A 16,195-nucleotide genomic window follows, 5' to 3' on the forward strand; every position below is an offset into this window, starting at 1 on the left:
AAACTCATAAAAGGGATTCCCAAACAGGCGAAGATATGATTCAACGCTTCTCAAATCATTGAGGAGGTTTTGATGCGCCGCCGCCGGTATGAACTGACAGATTATGAATGGTCGATCATAGAGCCTTTGCTGCCGAACAAGCCGCGCGGGGTGCCTAGGGTGGATGACCGCCGGGTGATCAACGGCATCTTGTGGCGCTTTCGGGCGGGAACGCCGTGGGCAGACATTCCCGAAAGATATGGTCCCTACACCACCTGCTACAACCGGTTTGTCCGCTGGCGCAAGGCCGGGGTGTGGGACCGACTGTTCGAGGCGGTGAGCAAAGCCCATGACGGTGACATCATTATGATCGACAGCAGCTGTGTCCGTGTGCATCAACAAGGGGCCACGGCAAAAAGGGGGATCAGGACGATGGCTGCATGGGCCGTTCCCGGGGTGGACTGACCACCAAAATCCACGCCCTCGTCGATGCGGATGGTCTGCCGATCAGGCTTTCGCTGACTGCTGGACAGACCCACGACAGCAAACCGGCCCTTGATCTGATTGAGGACATCAAGGAGGAAGCGATCTTGCTCGCTGACAAAGCCTATGATACCGACGCGCTTCGTGCCTTCACCACAGCGCGCAGAGCTTGGGCCAATATTCCGCCAAAAGCCAACCGCAAGCAGTCCTTTACCTTCAGTAAATGGCTGTACCGACACCGTAATCTCGTCGAGCGTTTCTTCAATAAGCTCAAGCACTATCGGGGCATTGCAACGCGCTATGACAAAAACCCGGAGAATTTCCTCGCCGCTGTAAAACTGGCTTCAGTCTGTATCTGGTTGAAAAATTATGAGTCTACGACCTAATTCGGGCAGGCATCAAAATGCAACTGGGCAAAGCTGCACGGCTTTGGTGCATCCTCCTGCATTGCCAAAGCTCCCACAAGGCAAAGCACACCGGCAACCCACAATGCCGCCAGCAACCGGAACGAAAACTCTATGGATATGTCAGTGTCGGTGGTCATGCCCCTAGGGAACGATATCCCGGGAAGGCTGGCGATTGCTTTGCGGTAAAATGCCATCAGGGTGCGACTATCCGATAAGCTTTTGCTAAAAACAGCCGGTGAGACCACTGCCGACGTTAAGAGGCAGCAACCACCACTGAACCGCCAGGCGGTGCACGCCCTCCCTCCGGCAGAAGGGGAACGGTCGTGTCACCGCCGTGCAACAATACACAGGCACAAGATTAGGCATACCGCCGCCTTTACACTTGCCGGATGGGGCAAACGCGCGTATAAGGCGCGCAAAGTTTGAAGCACAAAAGCCCGCGGCCTCCCCCGCAGGGGCTTTTTTTATATGACGCAAGCCTCAATACCCCGATGTGGGTCAGGGCTGCCCCAGGACACCAGACATGACAAAAGACATTCGCAACATCGCGATCATCGCGCACGTTGACCACGGCAAAACCACACTGGTTGACAACCTTTTCCGGCAATCCGGCACATTGCGTGACAACCAGCGCGTGGAAGAACGCGCCATGGACAGCGGCGACCTTGAAAAAGAGCGCGGCATCACCATTCTGGCGAAATGCACCAGCGTGATGTGGAAAAATACCCGTGTGAACATCGTCGACACCCCCGGCCACGCCGACTTTGGCGGCGAGGTTGAGCGTATTCTGTCGATGGTGGACGGCGTTGTATTGCTGGTTGACGCCGCCGAAGGCCCGATGCCACAAACCAAGTTTGTGACCATGAAGGCGCTGGCCCTTGGCCTGAAGCCGATTGTGGTGGTGAACAAGGTTGACAAACCTGACGGCGACCCGGACGCCGCAACAGACGCATGTTTTGACCTGTTCGTGAACCTTGACGCCAACGACGAACAACTGGACTTCCCTGTGATGTACGCCTCCGGCCGTGACGGCTGGTGCGATAACGAGCTGGACGGCCCGCGCGAAAACCTGCACCCGCTTTTCGAGAAAATCGTTGAGCATGTGCCCGCGCCGAAAGTGGTGACCGACAAGAACATCGACAAACCGTTCTCGATGCTGATCAGCCTGCTGGACCGTGACAACTTTGTTGGCCGTATCCTCACGGGCCGTGTTGAAACGGGCCGTGTGAAAGTAGGTGATGCCATCCACGCCCTCAGCCGCGACAGCAAGGTCATTGAGACCGGCCGCATTTCCAAGCTGCTGGCCTTCCGCGGCCTTGAGCGTGTGCCGGTTGAAGAAGCCGAAGCGGGTGACATTGTCGCCATCGCGGGCCTCACCACAGCCACCGTGGCCAACACCATCGCGGTGCCTGAAGTCACCAAAGCCTTGCACGCCATCCCGGTTGACCCACCAACCCTTGCCATGACCTTCATGGTCAATGACAGCCCGCTGGCGGGCCGCGAGGGCAAGCATGTCACCAGCCGTGTCATTCGTGACCGTCTGATGCGCGAGTCTGAGGGCAACGTGGCGATCGAGATCACCGAAGCGGAAAGCAAGGACGCGTTTGAAGTGGCTGGCCGCGGTGAGCTGCAGCTTGGCGTTCTCATTGAGACCATGCGCCGTGAGGGTTTTGAGCTGGCGATCAGCCGCCCGCGCGTGCTGTTCAAGCAGGATGAAAACTGCAAACGCCTTGAGCCGTATGAGACCGTCCAGATCGACGTGGACGAAGAATATCAGGGCGCGGTTGTTGAGAAAATGTCGCTCCGTAAGGCTGAGCTGACGGGCATGGTGCCATCGGGCGCCGGCAAGGTCCGCCTGACGTTCGACGCCCCGGCCCGCGGCCTTATCGGCTATCACGGCGAATTCCTCACCGACACGCGCGGCACCGGCATCATGGCCCGCGCCTATGACCGCTATGACGCCTACAAGGGCCCGATCCGCGCCCGCCAGCGCGGCGTGCTGGTGGCAACAGCGGGCGGCAAGGCCGTGCAATATGCGCTGTTTTACCTGCAGGAACGCGGCACCATCATGATCAACCATGGTGTGGAGGTGTATGAAGGCATGATCATCGGCGAACACAGCCGTGACAACGACCTTGACGTGAATGTGCAAAAAGCCAAGCAGCTCACCAACATGCGCGCATCCGGCAAGGATGATGCCATCAAGATGAGCACGCCCAAGATCCTGCCGCTTGAAGAAGCGCTGGCCTATATCAACGATGACGAACTGGTGGAAGTCACGCCGGAGAGCATCCGCCTCAGGAAACGCTTCCTGCTGCCACACGAGCGCAAACGCGCCGCCAAGGCCGCCGAATAAGCGCCTGCGGGAGCGTATCAGAGAGAAACACCAAAGCCCCGGCCGCCGCGCCGGGGCTTTTTGTATGCCGCAACCCTTTTATACCGTAGCACTGGCCGCTACTGCACCGCTGGTCGCGCGGGCGGCACGGCTCGCAGCACAGCGGTTTACACTGGCTATCTTTTTTTTATAGGAAAGAGGTGTTATAGTCTTGTAATACACCTAAGGCTCACAATATGTGAGAAACCGGCAACGACCGGAAATCAGAAAACAGACCAGCACATGCTGGCACGACAAAAGCGAGATAGAAAATGCAACAGCAAGCACCCCTCCCTGCCTATGGCATCACCAAAGTCGAATATGCGCGTATGGTGCGCGAGATGGAAGCACGCCAGGCGTACCGCCCCGGCGAAGGCCTCTTTGCCCGCCTGCGCAAACGCTTCAGCTAAGCCCTTCTTGAGCCGCCCTTCTAGCTAGGCCCGCAGCGTGAACCCCTCGCGCTGCGTGATTTCCTGCGCCCTCACCCCAATTTGAAATAATTGCGGATGGCCAGCAACAGCCGCGCCTTGCGCATGTCAAAATCCATGATACCCGGATAGTCCATCCTCACCCCGGCCTGAGATAATTACAGCTTATCAAGTCCCCACCATGCCGCTCATGGTCGCGTGTCTGCAACTATTTGTGCGCATGGACAAACCCTTGGCGCACCTCAAACATTGACGCGGGCGCGTTTGCGTGCACACTGGTGAGCAAGACAGAGACTAGGGGAAAGTGTATGGCAGACCGCAAACTGCAGGTCTTTTTCTACGGCGGTTACATGAATATGAAGGTGCTGGAAGATGCCGGCATCAAAAAGCGTGCCTTCGCGCCCGCAAGCATTCATGGCTATGAACTGGTGATCCAGCCGCACGCCAACATCATCGAGGCCGGTGACGGTGTCGTCTATGGTATCCTCGCCAACATGACCCATGCCGAGCTGGAAATCCTCTATGGCGACAATATCAACAAACTGACCGGCACCCCGTACCTGCCGGAGGCCATGCTTGTCTTCACCCGCGGTGGCAAGATCGCCCCCGCGATCGTATATGTGGGCGACGGCATGAAACCCGGCAAAGCCGACAATGATTATGTGGACAGCATCCTCAAGCCGGCCGAGGCATATGGCTTCCCTGGCTGGTACCGCGAGAAGATTGCCTCCTTCAAGTCCTGATCAGGGCGGGCGTTCTAGCCCCGCATGCGGTCAAGGAAACGGTTCACGGCAGCTTCAAGCACGCTGGCCTGCTCCGTCAGCTCACCCGAGTTTTCGTTGACCACCTGGGCGGCCCCCGCGCTCTTGCCCGTCATTTCCTGCACGCGGCCGACGTTCTGGCCAAGGTTTGCAGTGCCCTGGCTTGCGTTCTGTACGCTGCGGCCGATCTCACCCGTTGAAGCTTCCTGCTCCACCACGGCGGCGGCAATCATGCCCGATATTTCACTGACCTGATTGATGGTCTTGTGGATCTTGTTCACCGCGTCCACGGTTTCACGGGTGGCAAGCTGCATGGCGCCCACCTGCTCCTCGATCTCCTGCGTGGCGCGGGCTGTCTGGTTGGCGAGGCTCTTGACCTCGGATGCCACCACGGCAAAACCCTTGCCCGCCTCGCCCGCACGGGCTGCCTCAATGGTGGCATTGAGCGCGAGCAGATTGGTCTGCTCAGCGATATCGTTGATCAGGTGAATGACCTCCGCGATACGTTCCGACGCGCTGGAGAGCGAACTGACGCGCCCCTCGGCGTCTTTGGCCACCGTCATGGCGTCGGTGGTGATGGAATTTGCCTGCTCCACCTGCGTGCGGATTTCGCCAATCGCCCCTGTCAGGCCCTCGGCGGCTTCCGCCACGGTGATCATGTCCTGGCTGGTGGCGTCGGTGGCGCTGGCGGCCGCATTGACCTCAAGCGAGGTTTGTTCAATGGCGTCGGTCATGGTGTCAGCGGCCATCTGCAGTTCCACCACCGCGCCTGAAAGCGACTGGATCACCGACGACACTTCTTCCTCGAAGCTATTGGCAAGGTCCAGCTGCAGGCGGCGGCGTTCGTCCGCCATTTCGCGGTCGCGGGCGAGCTCTGCGTCGCGCTGGCGCACTTCCTCGGCGCGCTGTTGTTCCTCAAACGCCCGCTCTTCAGCGTCCCGCTGCTTGCGGGCTTCCTCAGCCTCCTCGCGCAGGCGGGCGGCTTCAATTGCGCGCTGGCGCATCACCTCTGCCGCCTTGCCCATGGCGGCAATGCCGTCTTCATGGTCAAGGTCAGAGATCGCCGCGTCATACTTGCCGTCCGACAGGGACATCAGCTCCGCCTGCAAAATACGCAGTGGTTTCATGATGCTGGATGTAATGGAGATGGCCAGGAACAACAGCAACACAACCATGATCGCGGTTAAAATCCAGACAATCTGCTGGTCGCTGGCGAATTGCGCGTCGCTGACGTTGCCAGCCTTCAGCTCCCGCACCAGTGAGGAATATTCAACAATAATCAGCGCCATGCCAATGAACGCCAACACAGTCAACGCCCAGATACGCGCGCTGACTTTAAACTTACGCAGGAAGTTCGTCATACTGACCTAATGCCCCATCACTTAACAAAAAAGTGGCCCTGTTTCGCTCATTAGCACAGCAAGCTTCAAGCGCGGAACAAAAAAATTGCCGCAGGACAACTTGTCCCATACCGCTTTCTTCTTGAAACAGGCTGCGAGCGCTCCCACATATTGAAGACAAAACAAATAAAGATACGATAACGCGAGGAAATAGGAGGAGCAGATGCGCCTGATACTGGCCATTATCTTTCCGCCACTGGTATTTTTCACTATCAACCGCCCCTTTCAGGGCCTGATGAACCTGTTTCTCTGGTTGACCTTCATCGGCTGGCCGGTAGCTGCCATCTGGGCTGTTTATGCCCTTAGTCAATACCGCAATGATGAACTGCGGCGCGAGTTTGATGGTGACCGCCGCTATGGCCGATATAGCCGTTATTAAGGGGGCAGCATCATGATCAGCACTATCATCTTAGGGGCACTTGTCGGTTTTCTGGCGGGCCACATTATGCGCGGCGAAGGCTTTGGCGCCATCGGCAACATTATCCTTGGCGTCTTCGGCGGCATTATCGGACGGTTCCTGTTCGGGCTTGCCGGGCTTGGGCCAACCGGGCTGGTCGGCGATATCATCGCCGGGGTTGTGGGCGCTTTGATCCTTGTCTATGTCTTTGGCGAAACACGGCGCAGGCGCTACCGCTAGGCGCTCAGGCGGGCTCTGTCACGAGGCGCGCCGGACTATAGGTAGCCTGATCAACACCCGCGCCTTCAAGGTAAGCCGGGACCTTCCGGCCAAGCACCAGCGTGGCCAGCAGGTCTGACCACGCTGGGGATGTCTGGATGCCATATCCGCCCTGCCCCACATTCCAGAAGAAAGCAGGGGCGTCGCTTGCGAAACCGATCACCGGTGTGCGGTCCGGGCCAAAGGTCCTCAGACCCGCCCATTTAGCGTCGATTTTTTCCACCTTACGGCCAACCGCCTGCTCAAAACAGTTGACGGCGCGGGCGACATCTTCAAGCTCCGGCTGGGCATCGCAGGCAACACTCACGCTCTCATCCGCCGGGGTGACCAGATAACCATCGCCCTCCGGCTTGAAATAAAATTCTTCCTCGATATCCAGCACCACGGGGCCATGGCGGTCAAACGGCAAGTCCGCCGGGCGCGGCAAGGTCACGATGGTGCGCCTGAGCGGCATGAGCCCCAGGGGCTCCACCCCCGCGCGGCGGGCAACCTCATCGCCCCATGCCCCGGCGGAGTTGATGACCACCTTCGCCCGGATTGGTCCCTTGCGGGTTTTCACATGCCAGCTCGTGCCGTCATGCGCAGCGGTTTCAAACAGAGCATCCAGCATGAGTGTGGCCCCCATGGCCTTGGCGGCGCGCAGGTAGCCCTGATGCAGCGCTGCGACATCAAGATCGCCACAGTCAGGGTCATCAATCGCGCCAGCAAGCGCGTCGGTATCCACATGGGGGGCGCGGGCTTTCACCTCAGCCGCGTTCAGGCGTTTCACACCGGGAAGCGTGGCGCTCAACTCGGTAAACAGGCGGTCAGCGGCGTGGCGTTGGTCCGCGCGGTATATATGAAGGGCGCCAAGGGTTTTCAGCAACGGCACATCGGTAAAACCCGCAGGCGGCGTGCGGAAGAACGCCTTGGACGCTGTCGTCAGCGGCTGCACCTTGGGCCCGCCGTAGGTTTCCGCATAAAAAGCCGCAGACCGACCTGTGGTGTGATAGCCAGCCTGCTCTTCCATATCCAGCATCACCGTGGGGCCGTGTGGCGCGAGGCGATAAGCGGCGCCCGCACCGGCGATCCCTGCGCCGATGATCAAAAAATCACACTCTATCATGCTGGTTCCCGTTGCTCATGACAGCGCAATATGTGATCTAAAGTGGCCGCGCTTGCAAGGCGTTGGCGCATGAAAATTATAAGCCGGGCACAAAAGCCAGACTTGATGAGTGTAAAGGGGACAGACCGTGACATCAGCCATCAGCGATCAAGAGATCAAAACCCTCAAGGCTTTCGCCCTTGAGCTTGCGGATGCAGCGGCCGAAGTAACGCTTGGCTATTTCAAGACGCCGATCTCGATTGACGACAAGGACAAGGGCGCTGGCTTTGACCCCGTCACCAAGGCTGATCAGGGGGCGGAGAAAGCCATCCGGGCGCTGATTGAGGCACGCTTCCCCGACCACGGCATTTTTGGCGAGGAGTTTGGCATCAAGCCTGCCAACGGCCCATTTGAGTGGGTGCTGGACCCGGTTGACGGAACCCGCGCCTTTATCTCGGGCCTGCCCACTTGGGGCACCTTGATTGCGTTGCGCCACAACGGCGTGCCCATCATTGGCGTGATTGACCAGCCCTACATTCGCGAGCGTTACGTGGGCTGGCCCGGCGGTGCGACCCTGAATGGCGAGCCAATCAAGACACGCCCCTGCCCGGTGCTTGAGGACGCCACGATTTCCACCACGGATTTCGCGCTGTTCAAAGACCATGAACGCGGTGCATTCGAGACACTGCTCAAGCGGTCAAAACTCATTCGCTATGGGCTGGACTGTTATGCCTATGCCGTGATGTCGGCGGGGCATATGGACCTTGTGATCGAAAGCGGGCTGAAACCCTATGACATGATGGCGTTGATCCCGGTTATCCGTGGTGCGGGCGGCAGCGTCACCAACTGGGAAGGCGATGCGCCGGGCGACTGCGGACGCCTGCTGGCGCTGGGTGACCCGGCGATGCTGGACGATATCCTGAAGGTGCTGGAAGGCACCGTTCCCGACCTTGACCGCGCGCCCTAGTCCGGCGTCACAAAGGGGCCAAAATCGGGGCCGTTTTCAAGGTCGATAAACTCCCCGATGGCTTCCCAAAGCTCGGCCCGAATATCGTCGGTTTCCTTGAGTATCTCGTGCATCGCGCCCTTAACCACCACAAGCCGACCATGGGGCAGACGGGCGGCAAAGGCGGCCTGCGCGTTGTTATCGACGATGCGGTCCATCTCGGCCTGCAACATCAGAACGGGGGTTTTGATGGCTTCCGGATAGCCCGGCGCATTCAGCTTCTCGCACGATTTCAGCGCTTCGTGAAGCCAGCGATATGTCGCCCCACCGACAGCCAGACGGCGATCTTTTTCCTGAATGAAAAAGTCTTCATCCCTGAAGCGTTCTTCATCATGGGTCAGTTTCCTGCGCCAGCCCCAGCGCCCTTCCTTGAAGGCCGTATGACCCGGGATATAGGCCGCGCCGCGGCCCAGCATACGCATCAGCATGGGCAACCCGTTCACAAAAGCTTTTGGCATCGGGCCGGTAAAAATCTTGACCATCGGCGCCACCGTGATGGCGGCATCCGCATAGCCCGGATGGTCATGCAGGAAACGCAAGATGACATGGCTGCCCGCCGAGTGCCCCATCAGGATGAAAGGCTTTGGCATTTTGTCGATCAGCTTCTGGTCAAACAGCGCGCGCACATCGTCGACATGCGTATCGAACGTTTTAACAAAATGTTTTTCACGGTTTGGATGCGGACGATAGGACATGCCCTGCCCGCGCAGGTCCATCGCGGCGCAGGCAAAACCCATCTGGTTGAAGATATGCACGTCCTCAAGGAATTTTTCGATAAATTCGGTGCGGCCAGGCATGAAAATAACGGTACCCTTGGGCTCAATCACCTTACTGGCCGGAAAGCGGGCAAACCTGATCGGCATCTCGTCATCCGCCAGGAACTGGCCAAACACAGCATCCTCCGGCACTTCGCGGCGATGCTGTTTGGCATAGGCCATAATTGCCGGGCCAGGTGCTACCGAATTGGGGTCCGCTGCAGGCGCCACCACTTCCTTGGTCGCTGTCATCGCCTCGTCGCTCATCTTGTCGTGCCCTCCACACTCTTTGGGTCAACCCTAGACAGCATTAAGCCAATGAGACAAGGCGAAATTTTGACAGCTGGGTGGTTTCTCGTATTCCCGCCAGGCGGACCTCCGCTGGCGACGCACTCAGTTTTGCTAAAATTGCCGCCAAACCTTTACGGAATTTCAAACTGTTGACGAGATGATACGGCAGGCAAAAAATCAGGCAACCGACCCATGAAACAGTATCACCACTCACTCGTCCGCAGGGGACGGGGCTTTATCACCTCCTTCTCGCGGGACGAACGCGGCAGTCTTCTGCCCATGGTAGCCGGAAGCATGTTGATGCTGACCGGTGCGGCAGGTGTCGCGATCGACGGCGCCCGCATGTTCTATGTAAAGGACGTCCTGCAAAAATCGCTCGACAGCGCCGGGCTGGCGGCAGGCCACGCCATGTCGGTCAACGACATGGAAAGTGACGCCCGCGAATTTTTTAACGCCAACGTCGGCTCCATGGCGGGGGTGGTCAGCAGCAGCAACATGGTCGTAGACATCAGCGATGACAATGAACTGATCACGCTCACCGCCAGCGCCAGCGTTGACGCAACCTTCATGCGGCTTTTTGGCTATGAGGCGATTACCGTCAGTGCCAGTACAGAGGTAAGCCGAGAAACCCGCGGCATGGAGCTTGTGCTGGTGATGGACAATACCGGTTCCATGGCATGGGACGACAAGATCGGCACAATGAAGACCGCCGCCACAAATCTGGTAAATATCGTCTTCGGTGACGATGAGACCAATACCAACCTTTGGGCTGGTGTTGTGCCCTATATCACCCATGTCAATGTTGGCAACGGCAACTACAACTGGCTGTCAGAGAGCGGCAAAGACAAGGTCGACAACGAATATTACAGCACGGAATGGAAGGGCTGCCTTGAGGCCCGGGCTGACGGCGAAGACGAAACCGACACCCCACCGACCGAAATTCCGTTTGAGCCTTTCTACTGGAACGACACCGACCCTTACTGGCAATATCATAAGAAGAAGGGCTGGTATCAGGTCGATGAAGATAACAACTGGATTGATGACGATAGCGGTGACGTAACCATCAACGAGGTCAACAACCGCTCAAGCGCGCGCGGCCCCAACCGTGGCTGCGCGAGCGAGATCACCCCACTTGTCGCTGAGAAAAGCAAATTGATCGCCGCCATCGACGTGATGGAGCCCTGGAGTTTCGGTGGCACCGCCGCCAATTACGGCCTTGTATGGGGCTGGCGGGTCATCAGCCCGCGCTGGCGTGGCCTTTGGTCCGGCAGCCCGGCAAACCTGCCCCTTGACCACGATACCCCTTATATGGACAAGGTCATCGTGATGCTGACGGACGGTGTGAACGAGTTGATCAGCGCCGACAGCGAACTTGGCGGGTCCGACTATACCGCCTTTGGCCGTCTGGACGAGTTTGGCTACGCCAATATCTATGATGCGCGGGACGAGTTTGACGACCGCTTCGACCGTATTTGCCAGAACATCAAAAATGATGATGTCCTCATCTATACCATCACATTTGGCTCCACCCCTGATGAAGATACACAGAGCGCTTATGCCGCCTGCGCTTCCAATCCCGCTTTCTACTTCCACGCGCCGACGGCATCGTCCCTGACCGACGCTTTTGAGGAAATCGGGCGGCAGCTTTCAAACCTGAGGCTATCGAAATAATGGGCGTGCGGACAACCATACGGCGCCTGATAGGCGATCAGAGTGGGGCAAACGCCATTGAGGCCGCCCTCGGCCTGCCTATCCTGCTGGTACTCATTATCGGCGTCCTTGAGGTGTCCAACCTGTTTTTCCTGTCGGCCACCATTGAGAATGCCGTGCTCCGGGCTTCGCGTTTTGGTGTCACAGGCAGCAACGAAGACGGGGTAACCCGCGAGGATCAGGTACGCGCCATCATTGCGGAGCAAACCTTCGGCCGGGTGGACATGGACGCAGTTGAAATTGAAACACTGGTCTATCAACAGTTCGGCGACATCGGCGAAGCGGAACCTTTCACGGACGAAAACGGCAACGGCAGTTACGAGGCCGGCGAACCCTACTCGGACGTAAACGGAAACGGCCAGTGGGACGATGACATGGCGGTCGCCGGGCTTGGTGATGCGGGTGATATTGTTCTTTACCGCGTGACCTATTCGGCGCCGAGCCTGAGCGGCTTTATGGACTGGGCCACCAGTAACGTGAATATTTCAGCAACCGTGGCGGTGCGTAATGAGCCTTATTGAGAAATTGCGGTCATCAACACTGCTGGCCCGGCTGCGCCGGGACCAAGGCGGTGCGATCCTTACCGAGCTGGCCTTGTCGGTGCCGATATTCCTCACCCTGCTGACAGGGGTGACGGAGGTGGGCAACTATATGCTGATGAACCTGAAACTACAGCATACCGTTGTGTCCATCGCCGACCTTGTCACCCGAGACGAAACCATCTCTGAGGATGTAATCGACGACATCTTCAAAGCCGTGCCCCAAATCCTCAACCCTTTCCCGACAGGCGACAAGTCCCTGACGATCGTATCATCGATCAGCCAGACCGAAGATGTCGTCGCGTCTGTCTTCTGGCAGCGATCAGGGGGCGGCAGCCTTGATGCCGACAGCGCCCTGGGGGCCGAAGGCGACCCGGTGAACCTGCCCGCGGGGCTTACGCTCCGGGATAATGAGACCATCCTCGCCACCGAGGTGTATTATCGCTATGAGCCACTGGTGTTTGACTTCATACCGACAAAGACCATCAGGAAAGTATCCTACTTTCGTCCCCGCATTGGCGCGCTGCAGGAAATTGAGCCCTGACAGCCACCACCTGGACAACCGGCCAACCCGCATCTGAATAAAAAAAGGGGGTGTCCAGCGCGGCACCGCAGGCGCGCGGTGCCGGGCCGTTGACATGATCCGGCCTTCCCTTCCTGCCACACAGCATGCTCAGTCTCGCAATTGAATGCTTCCCTCCCCGAGAATCACCTCCATGTCGCCCAAAAGAATCGCGTGTGCCGGCTTCCAAAACCAAAAGAATCGGCTCTGTCCCCGCTCCACAGAACGTAAATCAGCGCAAAATTATTAAGTTTCGGCATGCCATCCCCCGTTGTCTGGGGTCGCCGCGACGCCCTGAAACCGTCCCTGGGCGCAATTTGTTAACCATGAATCGCCCGTGCCCGCTTTTCCCCCAACAGGAATCTACGTGCTGTTTCAGCGCTTTAAAAATAAGTGTAAAATTTGATGTAATATTTTGGAACATTTTACATTAACCAGTTGTAATTAAATGATTTTTCTTCTTGTCGTTAACTTTTTATTTAGGCCCATGGCGCTATAACGAGGACATCCAAACTTGGCAGCTGGAGAAAAGCTATGTTGAAAATTCTGAATAAAATCCGTCGTGACGAAGAAGGCGCTACCGCCATTGAATACGGCCTGATCGCCGCCCTCGTTGCAATCGCTCTCATCACCGCGCTCGGCGACCTCGGTACCGCGCTCGACACCAAATTTGGTGAGATCGAAACCGCAGTAGATACGGCTGGTGACCCGGCAGGTTGAGCCCTGGCTTAACCAACCACACTAGCGGAAGCTCAAAAAAAGCCGTCGGGGGACGATTTTTCCGGCGGCTTTTTTACTGAAACACGGATCTTGAACCAGATCTCAGGCAACAAAATGCAGGCAGCATTAATGATAGAGACAAGCGCCTATGTCGCGCTTGCGGGCATCCTGATCACCGCCGCGATAAGCGACCTTCGCTTTCGGCTGATCGCAAACCGGCTCCCGCTTCTCATTGTATCCCTGTTCGTGGTGGCAGCCGCGGCGAGGGTGATGGTGGGAGTACCGGTACCAACCGCCCTTCTATGGCCGCTTGCGACAGGCGTTATCATCTTCCTCGTTGGCCTTGCGGGTTTTGCTGCTGGCATGATGGGAGGGGGTGACGTCAAGCTCCTTGCCGCAACGGCCCTGATGGCCGGACCGGCACTCGCCATGCCGCTTGTATTTTATACGGCGCTGACGGGCGGGCTTGTCGCCCTGGTACTGCTGATATGGCAACGTGCCTCAAAAAGCACATCGCCCTTCGCGCTGAAAGTACCATATGGGGTTGCTATCATGGCCGGTGGCCTGTGGGTCTGTTTTCATAAGGTTTCCGCGGTTTCAGTCTGAAAAGTTTACAGTTTTTCCGGGTCTCGCGCCAAACGCGCCACCGGACAGGCAACTTGGAAGCCGGGAGGGGCCAAATGAACCCCAAGAGTTTGATCTTAATCGTCCTCGCCGCCGTCGGTGTTTTTGCGGTTGTCATGCTGACACGCAGCTACCTGAGCGGCATTGAAAACACCCAGACAGCTCAGGTGGCTGTCAAGCAGATTGACGCCAGCAAGGTTATGGTCGCCGCACGCGACCTTCGCGTTGGCACCATCGTCAAGCCGGAAGATCTGACATGGCAGGCCTGGCCCGAAAGCGGGGTGAATGAGGCCTATTACACGTCGCGCAAACGTGGTGACGAAGACCCGGCCACCCCCAAGGGTCTCTCAGGCCAGGTGGTGCGCAGCCCGCTCTCGGCCGGTGACCCTGTCACACGCTCCTCCCTCGTCAGCCAGGGTGAACGGGGCTTTCTGGCCGCAATCCTCACCCCCGGTATGCGTGCGATCACGGTGCAACTTTCCCCGACATCCGGCATCGGTGGCTTTGTTTTTCCCGGCGACCGCGTGGATGTGATCCTGACCCACGCGGTGGAAAAATCGCGCACCGAGCGCTTCAACATCGCAGAAACCGTGTTTCAGAACGTGCGGGTACTGGGCGTTGACCAGCGCAGTGCTGCCGTGGGTGATGAGGTACGCGTTGCCAAAACCGCGACCCTAGAGGTGACGCCAAAAATGGCTGAAAAAGTGGCGATGCTGGAAAGTATCGGCGCCTTGTCCCTGAGCCTCAGGAGCCTTGCCTCGGGCGGGGATACCCTGCTTGCAAACCCTGACAGCCCGCCGGTTGGCAACACACTGAGCCACACCATGGGCAATGAGATCAGCAAATTCCTGCCATCCCTTGAGGTTGAAGACAAGGACGGTACTTCCGTGCGTGTCACCCGGGGCGGCAACAGCACCTTCGTGGCGCTTGAGGACGTGAAAGAGGACGGGAACAAATGATGTTCAATGTATCGTATATCGTCAAAGCCGTCTTGTTTGGCCTTGCCCTGGGCATGACCCCGCTGGCCAGTGCGTCCGGGCTGAATACCGTCTCGGGTGCCCACGTCATGAATGCGGAGGGCAAAAGCCTCACCGTTGAAGTCGGCAAGGGCACTCTCATTCGCCTCGACCGCCCGGCCACGGAAATCTTCATCGCCAACCCCGAGGTTGCCGATGTACAGGTCAAGTCCTCCCGCGTGGTCTATATCTTCGGGAAAGGTCAGGGCGAAACGACCTTTTACGCGCTGGATGAAAATGACCGCACGGTCTATGGCGCCACAGTTCATGTCACCCGCAACCTGGGCGCGCTGCGGTCCGCCTACGACCGTATGCTGCCCGGCGTGCCCATCGAGGTAACCACCGTTGGTCAGTTGATCGTGCTGCAAGGCAGCGTGGGCGGCCCCGATGAGGCTGCCCTGGCGGAACGGCTTGCCCACACCGTGCTCGGCACGCAGGACGTGCTCAACAGCATCAATGTAACCCAGCCCACACAAGTAAACCTGCGGGTACGCATTGCCGAGGTTTCGCGCACTGTGCTCAAGCAACTGGGCGTATCGTGGGAGGGTTTTGCCTCCAGCGGCAGCTCGGTTTTTGGCCTGCTGCAAACCCGCAACGTGGCGGATGTCATTCTTCATGAAGCAACCAACCTGCCGACGCGGGTGTTTAATTCAGTCACAGATGCCTCCAGCCTTGTTGGCAATATCGGCGGCAGCGGCCTTGATATCAACTGGGCGATCGATGCGATGGATCGTGAAGGTTTCCTGCGGGTACTGGCAGAGCCAAACCTGACAGCCCTCACCGGCCAGACGGCAAATTTCCTGGCGGGTGGTGAATTCCCGATCCCCGTGCCCACCCGCGACGGTATCGGTATCGAATACCGCGAATTTGGCGTGAAGCTTGATTTCACCCCAACGGTCATGAATACCGGCCGCATCTCCATGCACGTAAAACCGGAAGTAAGCGATCTGTCCAGCGCGGGCGCCATCCGTGTCGAGGGTATCAGTATCCCGTCCATCAGCACCCGCCGCGCAGAGACAACCATCGAGCTGGGCTCGGGCCAGTCTTTCGCCATCGCGGGGCTGTTGCAGAACAATGTGGTGCAGGACGCCGACAAATTCCCCGGGCTTGGTGATATCCCGATCCTGGGCGCGCTGTTCCGTTCCGAGAAGTTCCGCCGTGAGGAAACCGAACTGCTTATCGTTGTCACGCCTTACATCGTGCAGCCGGTGTCAGACCGCAAAATGGTCCTGCCCACAGACCGCTACGTCGCGCCGGGGGATATGGACCGGTTCCTGAACGGAAAACGCTGGGTGCCCACCGAGGCCGAGGCCGCCGCCACGCTTGATACCGCTGAAGGCGCTTCCCTGAAGAAACGCGCCGGCTTCCAGCTGGACTAAG

Annotated in this window: 18 protein-coding genes; 14 read left to right on the forward strand and 4 right to left on the reverse strand. The window is 58.2% G+C overall.

What is annotated here, in order from left to right; genetic code table 11:
- Window positions 1-72 precede the first annotated feature (72 nt).
- A protein-coding gene (locus OEU85_RS12525; protein ID WP_262689381.1) for an IS5 family transposase occupies window positions 73-848 on the forward strand; the annotation gives its coding sequence in 2 pieces (ribosomal slippage) (window positions 73-388 and window positions 388-848; 777 coding nt in all).
- Here the strand turns inward: OEU85_RS12525 and OEU85_RS12530 are convergent.
- The gene (locus OEU85_RS12530) at window positions 845-1,063 is read right to left on the reverse strand and encodes a hypothetical protein (protein ID WP_262691832.1); all 219 of its coding nucleotides are present in this window, start codon (window positions 1,061-1,063) and stop codon (window positions 845-847) included. The genes OEU85_RS12525 and OEU85_RS12530 overlap by 4 nt on opposite strands.
- Before the next feature lie 329 nt (window positions 1,064-1,392).
- On the opposite strand from OEU85_RS12530, the gene typA reads away from it, so the two are divergent.
- From typA to OEU85_RS12545, 3 genes are all read left to right on the forward strand, one after another.
- Window positions 1,393-3,225 (forward strand): translational GTPase TypA, encoded by a 1,833-nt coding sequence (gene typA / locus OEU85_RS12535; protein WP_262691833.1) that lies wholly within the window; start codon window positions 1,393-1,395, stop codon window positions 3,223-3,225.
- A 290-nt stretch (window positions 3,226-3,515) separates the two neighbouring features.
- Complete coding sequence (locus OEU85_RS12540) at window positions 3,516-3,653, forward strand: hypothetical protein (protein ID WP_262691834.1); 138 nt, start codon at window positions 3,516-3,518, stop codon at window positions 3,651-3,653.
- 326 nt (window positions 3,654-3,979) lie between these two features.
- Window positions 3,980-4,414 carry a hypothetical protein gene (locus OEU85_RS12545; RefSeq protein ID WP_262691835.1) on the forward strand — a complete coding sequence of 145 codons (435 nt, stop codon included), beginning with the start codon at window positions 3,980-3,982 and terminating at the stop codon, window positions 4,412-4,414.
- Window positions 4,415-4,428: 14 nt separating this feature from the next.
- Here OEU85_RS12545 and OEU85_RS12550 read toward each other — a convergent pair whose 3' ends face one another.
- Entirely contained in the window at window positions 4,429-5,793 is a 1,365-nt protein-coding gene (locus OEU85_RS12550; RefSeq protein ID WP_262691836.1) for a methyl-accepting chemotaxis protein, read from the reverse strand.
- Window positions 5,794-5,995: 202 nt separating this feature from the next.
- Here OEU85_RS12550 and OEU85_RS12555 point away from each other — a divergent pair, with 202 nt between their 5' ends.
- Both OEU85_RS12555 and OEU85_RS12560 read left to right on the forward strand, forming a co-directional pair.
- Window positions 5,996-6,211, forward strand: coding sequence for a YqaE/Pmp3 family membrane protein (locus OEU85_RS12555; protein ID WP_262691837.1), 216 nt, complete (start codon window positions 5,996-5,998; stop codon window positions 6,209-6,211).
- 12 nt (window positions 6,212-6,223) lie between these two features.
- Complete coding sequence (locus tag OEU85_RS12560) at window positions 6,224-6,469, forward strand: GlsB/YeaQ/YmgE family stress response membrane protein (protein ID WP_262691838.1); 246 nt, start codon at window positions 6,224-6,226, stop codon at window positions 6,467-6,469.
- Window positions 6,470-6,473: 4 nt separating this feature from the next.
- Here OEU85_RS12560 and OEU85_RS12565 read toward each other — a convergent pair whose 3' ends face one another.
- Window positions 6,474-7,613, reverse strand: a complete 1,140-nt coding sequence (locus tag OEU85_RS12565) for an NAD(P)/FAD-dependent oxidoreductase (protein WP_262691839.1) — start codon at window positions 7,611-7,613, stop codon at window positions 6,474-6,476.
- A gap of 127 nt (window positions 7,614-7,740) precedes the next feature.
- On the opposite strand from OEU85_RS12565, the gene hisN reads away from it, so the two are divergent.
- Window positions 7,741-8,559, forward strand: coding sequence for a histidinol-phosphatase (hisN, locus tag OEU85_RS12570; RefSeq protein WP_262691840.1), 819 nt, complete (start codon window positions 7,741-7,743; stop codon window positions 8,557-8,559).
- Here hisN and OEU85_RS12575 read toward each other — a convergent pair.
- The gene (locus OEU85_RS12575) at window positions 8,556-9,620 is read right to left on the reverse strand and encodes an alpha/beta fold hydrolase (RefSeq protein ID WP_262691841.1); all 1,065 of its coding nucleotides are present in this window, start codon (window positions 9,618-9,620) and stop codon (window positions 8,556-8,558) included. The genes hisN and OEU85_RS12575 overlap by 4 nt on opposite strands.
- A gap of 216 nt (window positions 9,621-9,836) precedes the next feature.
- Between OEU85_RS12575 and OEU85_RS12580 the strand changes: the two genes are divergently transcribed.
- From OEU85_RS12580 to OEU85_RS12610, 7 genes are all read left to right on the forward strand, one after another.
- The gene (locus OEU85_RS12580) at window positions 9,837-11,315 is read left to right on the forward strand and encodes a TadE/TadG family type IV pilus assembly protein (protein ID WP_262691842.1); all 1,479 of its coding nucleotides are present in this window, start codon (window positions 9,837-9,839) and stop codon (window positions 11,313-11,315) included.
- The gene (locus OEU85_RS12585) at window positions 11,315-11,875 is read left to right on the forward strand and encodes a TadE/TadG family type IV pilus assembly protein (RefSeq protein ID WP_262691843.1); all 561 of its coding nucleotides are present in this window, start codon (window positions 11,315-11,317) and stop codon (window positions 11,873-11,875) included. The genes OEU85_RS12580 and OEU85_RS12585 overlap by 1 nt, the downstream gene beginning before the upstream one ends.
- Window positions 11,862-12,437 carry a TadE/TadG family type IV pilus assembly protein gene (locus tag OEU85_RS12590; protein ID WP_262691844.1) on the forward strand — a complete coding sequence of 192 codons (576 nt, stop codon included), beginning with the start codon at window positions 11,862-11,864 and terminating at the stop codon, window positions 12,435-12,437. The genes OEU85_RS12585 and OEU85_RS12590 overlap by 14 nt, the downstream gene beginning before the upstream one ends.
- Window positions 12,438-12,989: 552 nt before the next feature.
- Window positions 12,990-13,175, forward strand: coding sequence for a Flp family type IVb pilin (locus OEU85_RS12595; protein ID WP_262691845.1), 186 nt, complete (start codon window positions 12,990-12,992; stop codon window positions 13,173-13,175).
- Window positions 13,176-13,304: 129 nt separating this feature from the next.
- Complete coding sequence (locus OEU85_RS12600; protein WP_262691846.1) at window positions 13,305-13,781, forward strand: prepilin peptidase; 477 nt, start codon at window positions 13,305-13,307, stop codon at window positions 13,779-13,781.
- A 74-nt stretch (window positions 13,782-13,855) separates the two neighbouring features.
- Entirely contained in the window at window positions 13,856-14,758 is a 903-nt protein-coding gene (gene cpaB, locus OEU85_RS12605) for a Flp pilus assembly protein CpaB (RefSeq protein WP_262691847.1), read from the forward strand.
- On the forward strand, window positions 14,755-16,194 hold the full coding sequence (locus tag OEU85_RS12610) for a type II and III secretion system protein family protein (protein WP_262691848.1): 1,440 nt from the start codon (window positions 14,755-14,757) through the stop codon (window positions 16,192-16,194). The genes cpaB and OEU85_RS12610 overlap by 4 nt, the downstream gene beginning before the upstream one ends.
- Window position 16,195 lies beyond the last annotated feature (1 nt).

Origin of the sequence: Kordiimonas aestuarii (assembly GCF_025574465.1) — a bacterium.
GTDB lineage: Bacteria > Pseudomonadota > Alphaproteobacteria > Sphingomonadales > Kordiimonadaceae > Kordiimonas > Kordiimonas aestuarii.